We start from the raw sequence: 15292 nt of genomic DNA, 5'->3' as shown, positions 1-15292 counted from the left end.
GTGAAGAACAGGCTTTAATAATGAGATGAATTAAGAGTTGTCAGACTTGCGTCCGCCACCATGGCTATGCTGACCGCCCTTTTTACCTGCTTCGGAAGCGCGCTGCGGATCGTTTTTGAAATTACCACCGCTCTGCTGACCGCCTTTTTTCCCTGCTTCAGAGGCCTTTTCACGATCCTGTGCGAAATTACCTGAACCACCACGTTGCTCTGCCATATTATGTTTCCTCATTTACATCGTTTATGTCAGTAAGATACGTTTTTATTCGTATCCGTTGTCGTTCAGGATTAAATTTAGCCCCTATTTCCGAAGAGTCAAATGTGGTTTTGAAAATAAATTATCTTATGTTTTAAGATTTAACTGAATATATCGCTCCGCTTGTTTCACAAATAAGTTTCGCCAAGGTAATGTAAACAAACGACCTTCCGGGCGTTCTGCTTTATTGCTTGTTTTGTGTTTCGCTGAAACGGGCGAGTCCAGGCGTGGCGGGGCTCTTTACGTAAGTTTACACTCTAGGTGGCTCGCTTATAGCGCATATAAAAATATTGTACGTGGGATTAATCTTAATTGATTTTTATATTATTTATGGTCGTTGTTTTCGGTTGTTAAATAATATAACAAATTGCTTACGTATATTATGTATGGATTCCAGTTACTCACGGGAATTACTACTTCAAAAAGAGTAAGCGAAGGGCAAATAAAAGAACCTGACAAAGTATGATGGTGGATCGCGTACCCCAGGCAATACTCAACCGGAACGGTGACGCGGTGTCACCGCGGAGGCGAAGGTGAACCCTATGCTTGATTTCATCTCTGGTGTCCTGATCCATACCCCCGTCTGGGTCTATCTGATTCTGCTGTTCCTGATAAGCAGAGGCATCCGGGCGCGTAAGCCCGCCACCGTTGCGCTGGAAAAGCTCGCTATCGTTCCGGCCCTGTTTCTGATCTGGGATATCTACGACCTGCTGGTCTTTCGCACGCTCACGCTCGCTACCGGCTCCCTGTGGCTGGCAGGTCTACTCAGCGGCGCGGCAATGGGATATATCCTGATCAAAGGGGCGATAGTAAGCCGGGCTGCCGCTCCGCGTAGCATTTACCGTTCGGCGGACTACTCGGCACTGCCCATTATAATGCTGGCCTTCGCGGTGAAATATGTGCTGGGAGTGATTAGCGCCATTGCGCCCGAGACCCTGCAACGCCCCGGTGCAAGCGCCTTCGCCATCATTACCGGCGGGCTGTTCGCCGGGGTCTTTGTCGGCAAGTTTGTACGCTACGTGCGGGTCTATTTGTCGGCACCGGTGCAGCAGGCGGGGTGAGAGGGCTCATCGTTCTGGATTACCCGGATATCCATATTCCGCTGCAAATCACCCGGAACGCCCGGCGGCGCGATGCAACATCAGGCGTGTCGCCGTTATGTCGGAACGCACTGAGAGGAAAATGACAAACGCAACGGCAGGTAGACTGAGGCGGCATGATAAACCAGTAGCCCACAGGAGCCCGGATGTTCACCCATATGCGTATTGCCAGACCTGTCATAAACCTCGAAAAGGCTTTCCTGATGTACAGCCAGGGGTTAGGACTGAAAAAGATTGCGGACTTTAGCGACCATCAGGGTTTCAGCGGGATCATGTTAGGGCGGGAAGATTTACCCTGGCACATCGAATTTACCGTGTGTCACCACCATCCCGTTCACCCTTTGCAAACGAACGAGGATCTGATCGTGCTCTATTATCCCGATAAAGCCGAATGGGAAGCGACATGCGGGCGAATGCGCAGTGCGGGTTTTACCCCGGTAAGTTCGTTTAACCCCTACTGGGAGGTCAATGGGCGCACATTCGTGGATGACAACGGGTACCGGGTGGTGATTCAGAACCAGGCGTGGGGCTGAACTAACAGCAAGCCGCGTGGCAAAATGGCACGATCAAAACGGGCTGGCATGGCGGATATGGACAGGCTCCCCGCTGACCGGATGCGCAAACCGCAGCTCGCTGGCGTGCAGCATCAGGCGCGGCGTGCGTTCGGTGCCGGGCATCTGCACTCCGCCATACAGGTCGCAGCCTAAAATCGGATGGCCCAGTTGCTGGCAGTGAATGCGCAGCTGGTGGGTGCGCCCCGTCTCCGGCGTCAGTTCCACCCGCGTGACCGGCACATCTCCCTGATAATACCCGCGCTCTACCACCCGATAGCGAGAGCGGGCGGGCTTGCCGTTGATAGCGCAAATCGACATCCGCGGGAACAGCGCCGGATCTTTGGCTATGGGGGCGTCTATCACCCCTTCATCATCGACCAGATGCCCGCAGAGCAGAGCGGTGTAGATCTTGGTTACGCTGCGCTGGCTGAACTGCTGGCAGAGGGCGGCATTGATCGCCTTATTGCGGGCAATCACCATCAGCCCGGAGGTGCCAAAATCGAGGCGATGCACCAGCGTGCAACCCGGAAAGGTCTGCACCAGCCGGTAATGCACCGAATCGAGGTTTTGCGGATTTTTCCCCGACAGGCTGAGCAGCCCGCTGGGTTTATTGATCAGCACCAGATGGTCGTCCTGCCAGAGCGTCTCTATCGCCTCATGGCAGGGCGGGGCAATAAAATTATCGATAATCACTGACATCAGTCTGACCGCAGAAACAAGAGGGAGACGGATGATAACCCATTACGTATGCGATTTAAGCTGTGATGTGTTATCGAGTCGTCTGATCGCTGGCACCAGGCTGGCGGCTACCGTGGCGAGAACCACGGCACAGGCCGCCACCAGCAGCACGTTGCGGGTACCATACTGGTTGGCCAGCGGCCCGGCGATAAGCTCGCCGAAGGGGATCGCCACAAACGATCCCACCGCATCGTAGGCATAGACGCGCGCCAGCTTATCCTGCGGGATATGCGTTTGCAGGGACTGGGCCCAGGCCACCCCAAAGAGGCCAAAGGTCACCCCGGCAATAAAGAACGCGGCAATCAGCCAGGGCGTGGAGGGGAGCAGGCTCAGCGTAAAGATGGGCAGGGCGCAGCATGACACCAGCATCACGCCGATAAAGAGATCCCGGCGCGGTCGCCAGCGCAGAGCAAGGGAGGAGCCCACGATGAGGCCAATGCTCTGGCACGCCACAATAATCCCCCACTGCGCCCGGCCAAAAGAGGTATCCGCAATCACCGGCCCGAGCACCATCATTACCCCGCTAAACGCGGCGTTAATAATGGTGAACTGCACGACGATCGACCACACCCAGGCCCGGCTGGCGAACTCCTGCCACCCCGCTTTTAAATCCTGCAGCATGTTGCTTTTAGAAGGCCCGGCTTCGAGGGCGGTCACGCGAATCATCAGGTAGAGGGGGGCGGCGGCGGCGAACCCCAGGGCATCAATGGCAAGCCCCCAGCCCGGTCCGACGGCGCCTGTCAGAACGCCGCCCAGCGACGCGCCGATGACCGTCCCGCTGTACACCCCAAGCTGAATGAAGGCGTTGGCTTCGCGCAGGCTTTTACCGGGAACCGTCTGGGGAACGAGGGCAGAAGAGGCGGGAAGGGTGATGCCCGCGGCGGCACCGTTTACCGCGCCAAGCAGGGTCAGGCTGAGTACCGTGGCGGACCCGTCCAGCACCGACCACGCCACGATAGCCTGCGAGATGGCGGCCACCACCGACGAGGAGACGAGCACCCGGCTGCGGGAGTAGCGGTCCGCTAATACTCCGCCCAGCAGCAGAAACAGCACGTTAAAAATCGAGCGGGAGGCCACGACGATACCTAAATCAGAGGCCGAGCCGCCAATATCCAGCACCGCAAATGCCAGCGCGATGGGGGCGATACCGTTGCCCAGAACGGTAAGAAAACGTGCGGCAAAAAGATGGCGAAAGGGGGAAAAATGATAAGCACGAACGCGTTTATTATCGGTTTTCATGGTGTTAATGGCTACGGGATGAGGGGAGGTACTATAAATGACCTGAAAGGCAAAAACACCTGCCTGCGCCTCCCCTCACCGAAGCCAGCTTAACTCCGCGTTTCTGCAGGCGCCTTCTCATCTGACTTTTGCGTGCTGCTGGAGTAGATGAACCAGAGTGCAATCCCGAGGCAGAGGACTGCGCCCAGGCGCGTCATCGAAAAGGGTATGGCGTCGTTCCCCAGCCAGCCAAAATTGTCGATCAGCATGCTCATGGTCAGCTGGCCGAAAATCACCGCCACCGTGGCCACCGCCGTACCGATACGCTGTACGGCCAGCACCATAATGACGATGTACGGCACGCCAAACATCGCCCCCAGCAGCTGCCATTTAGGCACATCCAGCAGGCTGACGGCATGGCGCGGTTCAAAGAAGAAGATCAGCAGGGCGGTGATCAGCGCGCCGACGGAAAAGGTCAGGAACGCGCTTTTGAATACGCCCACCTTGCTGCCCAGCTGGCCGTTGATGGCAGCCTGCATACTCAGCGTCGCGCCGCCAATCACCGCCAGAATAATCATAATCAATGTCATCGTCTTACCCCTGTGCAACCAGAACCAGCGCGGCAATGATAAAAATCAGCGCGATGATGCGTTTAGTGTCAATTTTGCGGTGCGGCGTGCCCAGCAGACCGTAGTGATCGATGATCAGGCTTTTAAAGACCTGACCGGCAAGGATGCCAATCATCGTCATGGCGATACCGATGGCGGGCGTCACTACGGTGAGAATAATGACGTAGACCGGGCCGAGAACGCCGCCCAGCAGCTGCCATGAAGGCTGTGAAAAAAACGACGGGCTGTTGCGTGGGCTGAAAAAGAGCATCAGCAAAAAGGTCAGGGCGGCACCGACGCCAAACACGCTGAACGTGGCCCATAAATCACCTACCTCACCGCCGAGCGGCCCCAGTAGTCCTGCCTCGACGGACAGTCCCATCCCCCCGGCAATAACCAGTAAAATCAATATCAGCTGCATAGTTACTCTTCTCCGTTTTCAAGGCGGGGAAGCGTACGCCTGAACATCCGTGAGAAAAATGCCATAATGTAAGAAACACCTGTGCAGGAAATGCATTAATGCGCGACCCCGCCACCATCAGCCTCCGCTGGCTGCAAACCTTTAAAGAGGTCTATGAATCCCAGAATTTTTCGGTGGTGGCACGCCGGGAGGGGATTTCCGCTTCGCAGGTTTCGCGGGTCATCCATCAGCTTGAGGATGCGCTCGGCCAGCAGCTTTTTTACCGCAACACGCGGGCAATTATTCCCACGGAAAGTGGTCACCTTTTTATCCGCTATGCCCGCCTGATGCTCGGTAATCTTGAGGAGGCGCGCCGGGAGCTGGATGCGCGCAAGCAGGAGCCCTCCGGTCTGCTGCGCATCAACGCCCCGGTCTTTTTCGGCCAGCGGCATATCGCGCCGGGGCTTCCCGGCCTGACGGAACGCTACCCCCGTCTTAGCATCGAGCTGACGCTGACGGACGACTATATCGATCCCCACCGGGATGCCGCCGACGTGATCTTTCGCATCGGCGCGCTGACCGACTCCTCATTTCACGCCCGGGTGCTGGGCCAGCAGTTTTATCATCTGGCTGCTTCTCCGGCTTATCTGCGCAAATACGGCACGCCTGAAACGTCGGACGACATAATGCGTCACAAATGCCTGGTCTATCGCGGCTCGTCCGGCCCCAACCGCTGGCTGCTGCGCCGGCCCGGCGAGGCGTGGACTCATTATCCCGTCACGCCGCTGATCTCTTCCAATAACGCGGAAACGCTGCTTATCGCCGCGCTGGGCGGGATGGGGATGGTACTGTTCCCGGACTGGCTGATTGGCGACCGGTTCCAGAGCGGGGAGCTGGTGAAACTGCTGCCGGCCTGGGAGACCTCCATCAATACCGAGCCCTACAACATTGCGGCGATCTACCCCCATACACGCCACCCGCCGCTGAACGTGCGGGCGGTGATTGATTACTACGTTGAGGCGTTTGGTACGCCGCTGTACTGGCAATCCCAAAGGAGAATGTAATGCGTCACCTCTCTGTCCTGCTCTGTCTGTTATTACTCACCGGTTGCGTCGTCAGCTCGCCACAGAAAGCGCAATTTAATGCGGAGTATCCCAACCGCCAGGATATTCGCAGCCATACGGTGTACCGCTTTATGAATAAACCGCTCAAGCCGGGCGGGGGGAAATACTACGGCGCAAACGATCTGGCCGAGACGTTATATGTCAGAGCCGACAATGCGGCGATGGTGGAGTTACGCTTCAACTATCCTGGCCGATCGCTACAGGTGAAATCGCTGGATGCACAAAACAGAACGCTGCGGGAGGAGACTTTCACGCTGCTGGATGAGTCGGCGGCAAAACCGTCCGATGTCGAAAGCCGGTATTTTTTCCTGAGCAAAGAGGGCCTACTGTTAACGAAGTTTAAAAATTGCACCCCGGATATGAGCGTCGGTTGCCGCTGGCAGGACCGGGCGCTGTTTATTACCCGCAACGGCGATATGGCGGTGCAGTTAGCCAGCGGAACGGCGGGCATGGCGTTTCTGGTGATCCCATTTTATGGCTCGGAGAAGTATCTGGAGATTTTCCCCAGAGCACCGGGCGCTTAGGTAAATGCAAGATGCGCCCTTTCCCGGTGGGAGAGGGCATCAGGCCGCACTGCATTGCCGGATAGCGGCTCCGCCTTACCCGGCCGACAAAACTTGAGGAAAAGGGTGAGCAAACCGCACTCGCCCTAAGACAAACTCATAAATTGTTATTATTGTTTTTAAATCGCTAACCATAAGACTGTAACTACGTTAATTATCTTCCAGGGTTATGCATATGTTTGTGTCATGGTGGTTAATTGTTCCTGTCGTTATCGCGGTTGCCATACTCTTCGTTATGGTTTCCCGTCTCTCTAATGAGGTCGATAAGCTTGAAACGGCGTTAGAAGAGAGCCGGGGAAGGCTGAAGTTCCTTGGGCATCACACAGAGACGTTCAAACAGGCGAATCTGCGTAAGGGTTAACGACCCGGCTTGCCGCGTTACTGCGACTCTAAACAACAAGCCAGCTGTTGGAAATACACTGTGCGCTAAATCTGTCCACACATAATGTTATTAGTCACGCTCATGTTATTGCATATCGCTTAGCGCCAGCATTAGTGACAGCGGGGATGAACAAGTCCCCTTTACAGAAATGCCTGGTGTACAGTGAAATAGAGCGACTTCGCAAAACCGGCAAGTTATTACTCAACATTTTCAGCAATCCATTCAATAAGATGTTCTGCAAAACCTTCAGCGGCCGGTGAGTTAAAAAATTTTGAAGACTGGTATAAACAAACCTGGCGAACCACGTCCGGCGCAACAATACGGCGCATAACCAAACCGAAAGGTTTAGCCAGTAGCTTAACGTAAGCAGGGGACAGGGTTACGGCCAGGCCAGAAGAGGCTATACCCAGAGCGGTAGAAATATTATCTACCACATCGACAGGACTTATCCTTTCGGCACTGGGTAAAGCTCTTCCCATTTTAGCGACATTCTGTTCATGATCTCGTCCTGCCGCGACCAGCGGATACATTTTCAGGTTTTCCCAGCTTACCTCCTCAAACTGCGCCAGCGCGTGATCCGGCGTGCACCACAATACCCACGGACTTTCAAATAACACGGTGGAAATAATCTCTTCGCCACAGAACGCATTAGGACCTACCGACATATCGGCATCACCGTCAATAACGATATCGATAAGGCGTTCCACCGGGCAATCAATAATCCGAACAGCTACCTCTGGCTGAAGCACTCTGTATTCTTTGATGATTTTTGGCAGCATCGCGCTGGCAATAATCATCGGTGCCGCAATACGAACCACACCTGTCGCCCGGGCATTAATCGCTGTGGCAATGGTTTCAGCTTGCCTGGCACGTTTAAGTACCGCCCCCGCAGAATTGAGAAACTCCTTGCCAGTGACAGACAACGAAACGCGACGGGTACTGCGATCAAAAAGGCGGAAACCCAGCACGGACTCAAGTTCTTGTACAAGCTGGCTGACCGCAGAGGGTGTCAGCCCCAGACGCTCACCGGCATCCGTGAAACTATGGGTTTCAGCGACCGTAAGAAAGGTTTCCAGCTGACGCAGGGTAAAGCGTAAAAACGGCATGGTGGCAGTTCCGATTAACGATGTTTTCTAACAAATAAACCAGATTAATTAAATTGTACACAACAAGTCATTAACATATTAATGGTTTCAAATAAATATAAAACCTCTACCCACACCCTACAGCAGAGGAGCTACCCTGCAATGACTTTGGAAAAATCTGGTTCTTTTGTGAGCCCCGCCCGCGGCGAAACAGAGTTCAGTTCTGTGGGCTCTATGCAAACGGATAATGAACTTATTAAAAAAGTGTCCGGCAGACTAGTCTGGTTTCTGTTTCTGCTTTACGTGTTTGCTTTCCTCGATCGCATTAATATTGGTTTTGCGGGCCTTACCATGTCGCAGGATCTTGGATTGACTGCGACAATGTTTGGCCTCGCAACAACCTTCTTTTATATCGCTTATATTGCCTTCAGTATTCCCAGCAATATTGCCCTCGGACGCTTCGGCGCCCGACGCTGGCTGTCGATTATTATGATCGTCTGGGGGGTTGCTTCTACGGCGACGCTTTTTGCCCACGACGCGCAAAGTCTGTATATATTGCGCACGCTTGTGGGGATCGCTGAAGCGGGCTTTATTCCGGGAATATTGCTTTATCTGACATTCTGGTTCCCTCAGGCCTGCCGCGGACGAACCAACGCTTTATTTATGATAGCCACACCCGTTACCACAGCCCTGGGGTCAGTGGTGTCCGGTTACATCCTTGAAATGAATGGTTTTTTAGGCCTGAAAGGGTGGCAATGGTTGTTTCTCCTTGAAGGCCTCCCTTCGGTCGTCCTGGGCATCGCCGTCCTGTTTTATCTCGATGATAACCCGATGAAAGCAAACTGGCTGACCCGTGAGGAAAAAGCACGACTGACAGCAATGCTGGCTGCTGAACAAAGCCAGGCGGACGTACCGAAAGAGCGAAAGGGAAGTCTGATAAGCGAACTTTGTCAGCCGGTCATAATAAAATTTGCCCTGGCCTATTTGTGCCTTGTTAATACGCTTAGCCTGATTGGGATATGGATCCCTCAGATTGTAAAAAGCTTTAATGCTGCCAGCAGCAACATCACTATTGGTTTACTCGCTGCTATTCCTCAGATATGCACCATCATCGGCATGATTTGGTGGAGCGCACGCTCCGATCGCCGTCGTGAACGAAAATGGCATATTGCGATCCCCATGCTGTTCGCAGCGGTCGGCTGGTTGCTAACGGCCTACGCTGAAAACCCCATTATTCGTCTTGCTGGCATCGCAATGGCCTCTACCGGTGGTTTCTGCGCCATGGCGATATTCTGGACCGCGCCAGATAAAGTCCTTTCAAGTCGTAGTAAACCTGTGGGTATAGCCCTGATAAATGCGGTTGGCAATATCGGATCGGCCCTGAGCGCTTTTGTCGTGGGTTATCTGAGAGATGCGACCAACAGCTTTTCCTCTGGCCTGCTTTACGCGGTGGTCGTTCTGTTATTAGGGACGCTGTTTATCGCTGCCATTCCAATGAAGCCCGCTGCAGACAAAAACCCTGCCTGTTCATCTTAAAAGGAGAGTCATCATGACCATAACATTAACCCATTCTTATCCTAATTCCCGTAATGACATTCCCGCTGGCTACAGTCCGGAAGAGTGGGCGGCAAGGGTCGATCTTGCAGCCTGTTATCGTATCTTTGCTCACCTTGGCTGGAACGAGCTGATTTACAACCACATCACCTTACGCTTGCCAGGGCCTGAAAAACATTTTCTTATTAACCCCTTTGGTCTGATGTATTCAGAGGTGACGGCTTCGTCGTTGGTGAAAATTGATAATAAAGGCAACATCATCGGACACAGCGACTGGCCCATCAATCCAGCCGGCTTTACCATTCATGGCGCCATACATGACAGTATCCCGGAAGCTCACTGCGTTATGCACACCCATACCACCGCAGGCATGGCAGTGGCATGTTCCGCAGGAGGTCTTTCAATGAGCAACTTTTACTCGGCACAGCTTTATGAAAAAGTGGCATATCATGATTTTGAAGGCATTACGGTACATGCTGACGAAGGGCCCCGCTTGCTCAAAAGTATTGGCGACCGTCCCTGTATTATCCTGCGAAACCACGGTCTGCTGGCCTGGGGACACAATTTACCTCAGGCTTTCGCGAATTTATGGCTCCTGAATCGGGCATGTGAAATCCAGGTCGCCTCAATGTCGATGGGGCCGGTACTGGAGATACCTGAAGATATCCAACGCAAATGCACCCAGGATTCGCTACAGTTCGATCCTCGATTTGGCGCAGGACAAGATGTTTTCAAAGCGCTTACGCGACTGATCGAGCAGACAGATCCATCCTGGCGAACATAGCCGAACCGTAATTTACAGCGGCTCGCCGAACCTCTGCTGGAGAGCCGTTTTAAGCCGGGTAAGGCGCAGCCGCCACCCGGCGCTCTTGCTATCGCTCCCTTAGCGCCTCTTTCGCCCGGTTAAACGGCTTGATCATATAATCCATCACCGATTTCTCGCCGGTTTTGATATCCACCGTGGCAATCATCCCCGGCACAATCGAGAAGTGCCTGCCCGCTTTGTTCACCAGGTAATCCTGGCTGGTGCGGATAAACACCCGGTAGTAGAAGACCTCCGGTTTGGCTTCATCCTGAATGGTGTCCGGGGAGATGGTCTCCACCACGCCATCCAGCCCGCCGTAGATGGCGTAATCGTAGGCGGTGATCTTCACCAGCGCCTTCTGGCCGGGGTGGATAAAGGCGATATCCCGTGGTGACAGGCGGGTTTCAATCAGCAGGTGATCGTCCACCGGCACAATCTCCATCACTTCGCCGTTCGGGGGAATAACGCCGCCGATGGTGGTCACCTTGATGTTCTTCACAATGCCGCGCACCGGCGAGGTCATCGTCAGGCGGGTCACCGAGTCTTCACGTCCTTTCAGCACCGCCGAGAGCATATCCACTTCGGCGTTCGATTTAGAGAGCGCCTCCCGGGCCTGAACATAGTACTGCGAGCGCAGGTCGGTGAGCTTCAGCTCAAGATCGCTCTTCTGGCGTTGCAGGCGCAGCGCCTCGACGTGGCTGGCGGCGCCGGTTTTCACCAGCCGCTGGGTGATCGCCAGCTCTTTATTCACCAGATCCAGCGCCTGGCGCAGCTCGCGCCGGGAGTCTTCCAGCTGCTCGCGGCGGGAGTTGTAGAGCCGGGTTTCGGCGGCGATCAGATCGGTCCATTTCGCCAGCTCCGGCGGGAAGGTGAGGGGCAGATCGTTCACCTCTGCACGCAGACGGGCGCTGGAGGCCAGCGACGCGCGGTAGCGGGCGGCACTTTCACCGACGTTGGATTCAGAACGGGTCGGGTCGAGGCGCGCCAGCACCTGGCCGGCCTGCACCTGATCCCCTTCGTGAACCTTCAGCTCGGCGAGGATCCCGCCGTCGAGAGACTGCAACACCTGCTCCCGGGAGCTGGGGATCACTTTCCCGGTGCCGGTGGAGACCTCATCGAGAATGCTGAACCACGCCCACACCCCGGCAGCGACAAACAGCAGCAAGCTGAATAACACAATGCTTCTCGCCCCGGTATAGCCGCTCTCGGAGCCGAGGGCGTTATCCAGGTCATCCATCGCCGCAACATCACGCTGATTGATTTTCATTTTTCCACTCCCGGCCATTTGCCTGCTGCGGTTGCTGCATCCGGCTGTTGCTCAGCGCCTGCGCTTTCGGCGCGTCCATCACCAGCATGCCCTCTTTCAGCACCACCACGCGCTCCACCAGCTCCAGCATCGGTACACGGTGGGTGGCGACAATCAGCGTGCGGTGGCCGAGCCACTGGCCCAGACGTTGGATAAATTCGCGCTCGGTGTGCTCATCCAGCGAGGCGGTGGGTTCATCCAGCAGGACGACGTTGGGATCGCGCAGGAACATCCGCGCCAGCAAAATCGACTGGCGCTGGCCGCCGGAGAGCCCGACGCCGTTCTCCATAATCGGGTGATCCAGCCCCTTCGCCAGCTTCTGCACAAAGCTGGCCGCGCCGCACATCTCCAGCACGGCAAAGATCTCCTCGTCGGTAGCCCGCGGCATCCCGAGGGTGATGTTCTCCCGCAGGGTGCCGTAAAACAGCCGCGCGTTCTGGCTCATCAGGCCGACGTTGCGGCGCACATCCGCCATGTCGAGATGGGGCAGGCTGAGGTTGTCGAGCCGCAGCTCGCCGCCCACCAGATCCATGCTGCCTACCATCGCCTGCAGCAGGGTCGATTTGCCCGCGCCGTTACGCCCCAGCACCGCCACATGCTCGCCGGGTTTAATCTCCAGCCGGTTGATGCGCAGCGCCGGGTTCTGCGCGTCGCCGCCGTAGGCGAACTGCGCCTGCTCGAAGAGGTAGTGTCCACGCAGCACATCCTGGCGGATCGGCGTCTCTTCACGCTGATTCTCGGTGGGCAGCTGCATAATGTTGTCCAGCCCCTCTTTGGCGGCCTTCACCTGCTGCCAGCGGGCCAGCACGCCGCACAGGGTCGCCATCGGGGCGATCATCCGCGAGGCCAGCATCGAGGCGGCCACCACCGCACCGGTGGTCATTTCGCCTTCGATCACCATCGGGGCACCCACCACAATCACCGCGGTGTAGACCAGGCTCTGAATGGTCATCCCCCAGCTGATCAGGCCCTGGGTCAGCTCCCGGGTCTTAAGGCCCGACTCGGCGGTGATCTGAATGTAGCTGTTCCACTGTTGCAGGAAGCGGTTCTCCGCCTGCATCAGCTTGATGTCTTCCAGCCCCTGCACACTCTCCACCAGCACAGCGTTACGCAGGGTCGCCTCGTGGGCCGACTGCTTCGCCAGCGCCGCCAGCTTTTTCTGCAGCAGCAGGCCCGGCAGCACCATCACCACCGCCGCGACCGGGGCGATCCAGGCGAGTGACGGGGCAATAATCGCCAGCACCACCACAAACAGGAAGAAGAAGGGCAGATCGACGATGGTAGAGATGGTGGAGGAGGTGACCATCTCGCGGATCTGCTCCAGCTCGCGCAGCTGGGAGATAAAGCTGCCGGTGGAGCGGGGCACCGCGCTGTTGCGCAGGCGCAGGGCGTGGCCAAACACCCGGTCCGAGACGCGCATGTCGGCGCGTTTGCCCAGCAGATCCATAATGTGAGACCGGGCGATACGCAGGATAAAGCCGAACAGGGTGGCAATCAGCACCCCGATGGTCAGCACATAGAGGGTGGGGTAGGACTGGGCGGGGATCACCCGGTCATAGACCTGCATTGAAAAGAGAATGCCCGCCAGCGACAGCAGGTTGATGAACAGCGCCGCCAGCATCACGTAGGTATAAGGCCGCAGGTCGCGCATCACCAGCCGGTAGAGCCAGTCCGGGCGGTATTTGGAGATATAGGCATCCACCCGGCTGTCTTTCAGCGCTGCCAGCGGGCGCAGGGCCACCACCTGGCGAATGGCCGGGAGCATCTTCGCCAGCGAGATGCGGTTGGTCTGCGCCTTGCCGTCAAAGAAGCAGACATCCAGCAGATCCTCGCCGTCAAAGTGCTCAATCACCCCAATCTTGCCGTCATTAAGCTCCACCACCACCGGCAGGCGCCAGCTGTTGATGGACTCCTGGCCGTTGGTGAGCAGCTGAAAGGAGAGGCCCGCTTCGCGGGCAAGCCCGGTCAGCGCCGGGATTTTGCTTTTGCCCTGTAGCCAGGGCGCGCCCGCCACCAGCGCGCCGGGGGAGCAGGCCACCCGGTAGCGGGTGGCGACGTAGCCAAACGCCTGCGCCCAGTGCTCCAGCGCCTCTTGCGTCAGTGTCTCCTCATAAAGGATATCGTCTCGGATCATGGTTGGATCTCCACTGACTGAATGGTGTGGTTTTCAAGGCCGAAGGCATTGCGCATCCGCCCGGTGTTATAGAGGCAGTTGATCTGTAACTGGCGGAGCTGCCCGGCGGTTTGCCACTGGGTAAAGCGGGTCTGGAAGACCTCCTGCTCGGCGTTCAGCACGTCCAGCAGGGGGCGGGAGCCCAGATCGAGATACTGCTGCTGATAGAGTTCGCGGGTACGCTGGCTGAGCGTCTCCTGGCGGGACTGGATCTGCAGAGTGCTCATCAGGCTCATCACCTGGCTTTTGGACTCCAGCAGCTTTTGCCGCACGTCCAGCCGGGTGCGCTGAATATTGGACTGCGCCGCTTCCACCGCGTGGCTGGCGGCGTTGCGCCGGGCGCTCAGCCCGCCGCCCTGGTAGATGGGCATCTCGACGTTCACCGAGACGTTGTACTGGGTCTTGTCCAGCGTATCGTGGCCGGGGTAGCGGTTATTCATGTAGTGACGCACCTGCGGCTCCAGCGAGACGGTAGGGGTCATCTGCGCATTGGCGTAATCGAGGTTCGCCTGCGCCACGTTAGCCTGCGCCCAGGACGCCAGCACCGCGGGCACCAGCCGGTCATCCGGCTCGTTGATGTCGCAGCTGCGGGCGAGTTTTTCCGGGAAGGCGTTGCTGACCGCATTCAGGTTGCTCCAGCCGAGGTTGCTCATCAGCGTGGCGCGGGCGCTGTCGAGGTTGGCCTGATACTGCATCAGCTGCGAACGCGCCCCTTCGATACGGGCGTCGGTCTGCACCACGTCCGAGAGCGAGGTGGCCCCTTCGTCGTTACGCTGGCGCGTCAGCTTGCCGATGGCGCCGAGCGCCTCAAGCTGCTCTTCGGCGGTCTCCACCATCTGCTGCCACATCTGCACCTGCACCAGCGCAATGGCGGTATCCCGGGCGATAGTGTCGATGCTCAACAGCACGTTGGCCTGCTGTTGCACCACGCCCGCGTCTTCGGCGCGCACCTGGCTTGCCACCTTGCCAAAGTCATAGAGCATCTGGGAGAGGGAGACCACCACCGAGGGGGTGAAGCCGGTATCGCTGGAGTTATTGCTGTAGCCGTTGTCTATCCCGGCGCTGATCTGCGGATAGTATTTCGATTTAGCGACATCGACCTGCTGGATCTGTTCGTAAAGTTTGCCCACCGCTTCGCGAATGGTGGGATGCCAGTTGACGGCGCGGGTCACCGCATCGCCGAGGGTTAAGGTACCGGGGGCAGCCTGACTGGTGGGCAGGGCGACCCGTCCATCCAGAGCGGGCAGCGCCTGATTTTCATTTAATTGTCCAAAACTGATTACCGCAGGCGAATCGGCGGCAAGGACCTGTGCAGACAACAGGCAGCACCCAAGCCACCAGCAAGGTACTTTGTTCATGGCATTATCCCTAAAAAAACTGAACAACTTTATAATGTTAAGCCCGGGCGACGAGCGCCCGGGTCTTGT

At 56.6% G+C, this 15292-nt stretch carries 16 protein-coding genes; 7 read left to right on the top strand and 9 right to left on the bottom strand.

The annotated features are described in order from the left end of the window. Positions 1–30 precede the first annotated feature (30 nt). Positions 31–216: a general stress protein gene (locus GNG26_RS17105; RefSeq protein WP_103180815.1), complete on the bottom strand. Its 186-nt coding sequence runs from the start codon at positions 214–216 to the stop codon at positions 31–33. Positions 217–797: 581 nt separating this feature from the next. Between GNG26_RS17105 and GNG26_RS17100 the strand changes: the two genes are divergently transcribed. Next, complete coding sequence (locus GNG26_RS17100) at positions 798–1316, top strand: hypothetical protein (RefSeq protein WP_156239634.1); 519 nt, start codon at positions 798–800, stop codon at positions 1314–1316. 185 nt (positions 1317–1501) lie between these two features. Beyond that, the gene (locus GNG26_RS17095) at positions 1502–1888 is read left to right on the top strand and encodes a VOC family protein (RefSeq protein ID WP_156239633.1); all 387 of its coding nucleotides are present in this window, start codon (positions 1502–1504) and stop codon (positions 1886–1888) included. A 33-nt stretch (positions 1889–1921) separates the two neighbouring features. Here GNG26_RS17095 and GNG26_RS17090 read toward each other — a convergent pair whose 3' ends face one another. The 4 genes from GNG26_RS17090 to GNG26_RS17075 form a co-directional block, all read right to left on the bottom strand. Then, on the bottom strand, positions 1922–2608 hold the full coding sequence (locus tag GNG26_RS17090) for an RluA family pseudouridine synthase (RefSeq protein WP_156239632.1): 687 nt from the start codon (positions 2606–2608) through the stop codon (positions 1922–1924). 42 nt (positions 2609–2650) lie between these two features. Beyond that, complete coding sequence (locus tag GNG26_RS17085; protein WP_156239631.1) at positions 2651–3886, bottom strand: MFS transporter; 1236 nt, start codon at positions 3884–3886, stop codon at positions 2651–2653. An 89-nt stretch (positions 3887–3975) separates the two neighbouring features. Then, entirely contained in the window at positions 3976–4455 is a 480-nt protein-coding gene (locus tag GNG26_RS17080; protein ID WP_156239630.1) for a DMT family transporter, read from the bottom strand. A 4-nt stretch (positions 4456–4459) separates the two neighbouring features. Continuing rightward, positions 4460–4894 (bottom strand): DMT family transporter, encoded by a 435-nt coding sequence (locus GNG26_RS17075; RefSeq protein WP_103180810.1) that lies wholly within the window; start codon positions 4892–4894, stop codon positions 4460–4462. A gap of 98 nt (positions 4895–4992) precedes the next feature. Between GNG26_RS17075 and GNG26_RS17070 the strand changes: the two genes are divergently transcribed. The 3 genes from GNG26_RS17070 (at position 4993) to GNG26_RS17060 (ending at position 6921) form a co-directional block, all read left to right on the top strand. Further along, on the top strand, positions 4993–5937 hold the full coding sequence (locus GNG26_RS17070; RefSeq protein ID WP_156239629.1) for a LysR family transcriptional regulator: 945 nt from the start codon (positions 4993–4995) through the stop codon (positions 5935–5937). Next, positions 5937–6521 carry a hypothetical protein gene (locus GNG26_RS17065; RefSeq protein WP_156239628.1) on the top strand — a complete coding sequence of 195 codons (585 nt, stop codon included), beginning with the start codon at positions 5937–5939 and terminating at the stop codon, positions 6519–6521. Before GNG26_RS17070 ends, GNG26_RS17065 begins: the two co-directional genes overlap by 1 nt. 214 nt (positions 6522–6735) lie before the next feature. After that, the gene (locus GNG26_RS17060; protein WP_114316971.1) at positions 6736–6921 is read left to right on the top strand and encodes a hypothetical protein; all 186 of its coding nucleotides are present in this window, start codon (positions 6736–6738) and stop codon (positions 6919–6921) included. Positions 6922–7139: 218 nt separating this feature from the next. On the opposite strand, the gene GNG26_RS17055 is transcribed toward GNG26_RS17060, so the two are convergent. Then, positions 7140–8048, bottom strand: a complete 909-nt coding sequence (locus tag GNG26_RS17055) for a LysR family transcriptional regulator (protein WP_114316972.1) — start codon at positions 8046–8048, stop codon at positions 7140–7142. Positions 8049–8261: 213 nt separating this feature from the next. On the opposite strand from GNG26_RS17055, the gene GNG26_RS17050 reads away from it, so the two are divergent. Both GNG26_RS17050 and GNG26_RS17045 read left to right on the top strand, forming a co-directional pair. Next, positions 8262–9563 carry an MFS transporter gene (locus GNG26_RS17050; RefSeq protein WP_114317190.1) on the top strand — a complete coding sequence of 434 codons (1302 nt, stop codon included), beginning with the start codon at positions 8262–8264 and terminating at the stop codon, positions 9561–9563. A 13-nt stretch (positions 9564–9576) separates the two neighbouring features. Continuing rightward, positions 9577–10365 (top strand): class II aldolase/adducin family protein, encoded by a 789-nt coding sequence (locus GNG26_RS17045; protein ID WP_156239627.1) that lies wholly within the window; start codon positions 9577–9579, stop codon positions 10363–10365. An 88-nt stretch (positions 10366–10453) separates the two neighbouring features. Here GNG26_RS17045 and GNG26_RS17040 read toward each other — a convergent pair whose 3' ends face one another. From GNG26_RS17040 to GNG26_RS17030, 3 genes are read right to left on the bottom strand one after another with little or no spacing between them, the layout of a single operon-like run. Next, positions 10454–11623 (bottom strand): HlyD family efflux transporter periplasmic adaptor subunit, encoded by a 1170-nt coding sequence (locus tag GNG26_RS17040; protein ID WP_114317191.1) that lies wholly within the window; start codon positions 11621–11623, stop codon positions 10454–10456. Between the two features lie 10 nt (positions 11624–11633). Then, a complete protein-coding gene (locus tag GNG26_RS17035; RefSeq protein WP_114316974.1) occupies positions 11634–13826 on the bottom strand; it encodes a type I secretion system permease/ATPase in 2193 nt (730 codons plus the stop codon). After that, positions 13823–15223 (bottom strand): TolC family outer membrane protein, encoded by a 1401-nt coding sequence (locus tag GNG26_RS17030; RefSeq protein WP_156239626.1) that lies wholly within the window; start codon positions 15221–15223, stop codon positions 13823–13825. The genes GNG26_RS17035 and GNG26_RS17030 overlap by 4 nt, the downstream gene beginning before the upstream one ends. Between the last annotated feature and the right edge of the window lie 69 nt (positions 15224–15292).

This window comes from Leclercia sp. J807, from assembly GCF_009734465.1.
Taxonomy (GTDB): Bacteria; Pseudomonadota; Gammaproteobacteria; order Enterobacterales; family Enterobacteriaceae; genus Enterobacter.
The sequence above is the reverse complement of the archived record's forward strand: the minus strand, read 5'-3'. Positions and strand labels throughout refer to the sequence as shown.

Excerpts from the sequence above, each read along its gene's own strand:
- GNG26_RS17105 (WP_103180815.1), bottom strand. The coding sequence starts at position 216 with ATGGCAGAGCAACGTGGTGGTTCAGGTAATTTCGCACAGGATCGTGAA.
- GNG26_RS17100 (WP_156239634.1), top strand. The coding sequence starts at position 798 with ATGCTTGATTTCATCTCTGGTGTCCTGATCCATACCCCCGTCTGGGTC.
- GNG26_RS17095 (WP_156239633.1), top strand. The coding sequence starts at position 1,502 with ATGTTCACCCATATGCGTATTGCCAGACCTGTCATAAACCTCGAAAAG.
- GNG26_RS17090 (WP_156239632.1), bottom strand. The coding sequence starts at position 2,608 with ATGTCAGTGATTATCGATAATTTTATTGCCCCGCCCTGCCATGAGGCG.
- GNG26_RS17085 (WP_156239631.1), bottom strand. The coding sequence starts at position 3,886 with ATGAAAACCGATAATAAACGCGTTCGTGCTTATCATTTTTCCCCCTTT.
- GNG26_RS17080 (WP_156239630.1), bottom strand. The coding sequence starts at position 4,455 with ATGACATTGATTATGATTATTCTGGCGGTGATTGGCGGCGCGACGCTG.
- GNG26_RS17075 (WP_103180810.1), bottom strand. The coding sequence starts at position 4,894 with ATGCAGCTGATATTGATTTTACTGGTTATTGCCGGGGGGATGGGACTG.
- GNG26_RS17070 (WP_156239629.1), top strand. The coding sequence starts at position 4,993 with ATGCGCGACCCCGCCACCATCAGCCTCCGCTGGCTGCAAACCTTTAAA.
- GNG26_RS17065 (WP_156239628.1), top strand. The coding sequence starts at position 5,937 with ATGCGTCACCTCTCTGTCCTGCTCTGTCTGTTATTACTCACCGGTTGC.
- GNG26_RS17060 (WP_114316971.1), top strand. The coding sequence starts at position 6,736 with ATGTTTGTGTCATGGTGGTTAATTGTTCCTGTCGTTATCGCGGTTGCC.
- GNG26_RS17055 (WP_114316972.1), bottom strand. The coding sequence starts at position 8,048 with ATGCCGTTTTTACGCTTTACCCTGCGTCAGCTGGAAACCTTTCTTACG.
- GNG26_RS17050 (WP_114317190.1), top strand. The coding sequence starts at position 8,262 with ATGCAAACGGATAATGAACTTATTAAAAAAGTGTCCGGCAGACTAGTC.
- GNG26_RS17045 (WP_156239627.1), top strand. The coding sequence starts at position 9,577 with ATGACCATAACATTAACCCATTCTTATCCTAATTCCCGTAATGACATT.
- GNG26_RS17040 (WP_114317191.1), bottom strand. The coding sequence starts at position 11,623 with ATGGATGACCTGGATAACGCCCTCGGCTCCGAGAGCGGCTATACCGGG.
- GNG26_RS17035 (WP_114316974.1), bottom strand. The coding sequence starts at position 13,826 with ATGATCCGAGACGATATCCTTTATGAGGAGACACTGACGCAAGAGGCG.
- GNG26_RS17030 (WP_156239626.1), bottom strand. The coding sequence starts at position 15,223 with ATGAACAAAGTACCTTGCTGGTGGCTTGGGTGCTGCCTGTTGTCTGCA.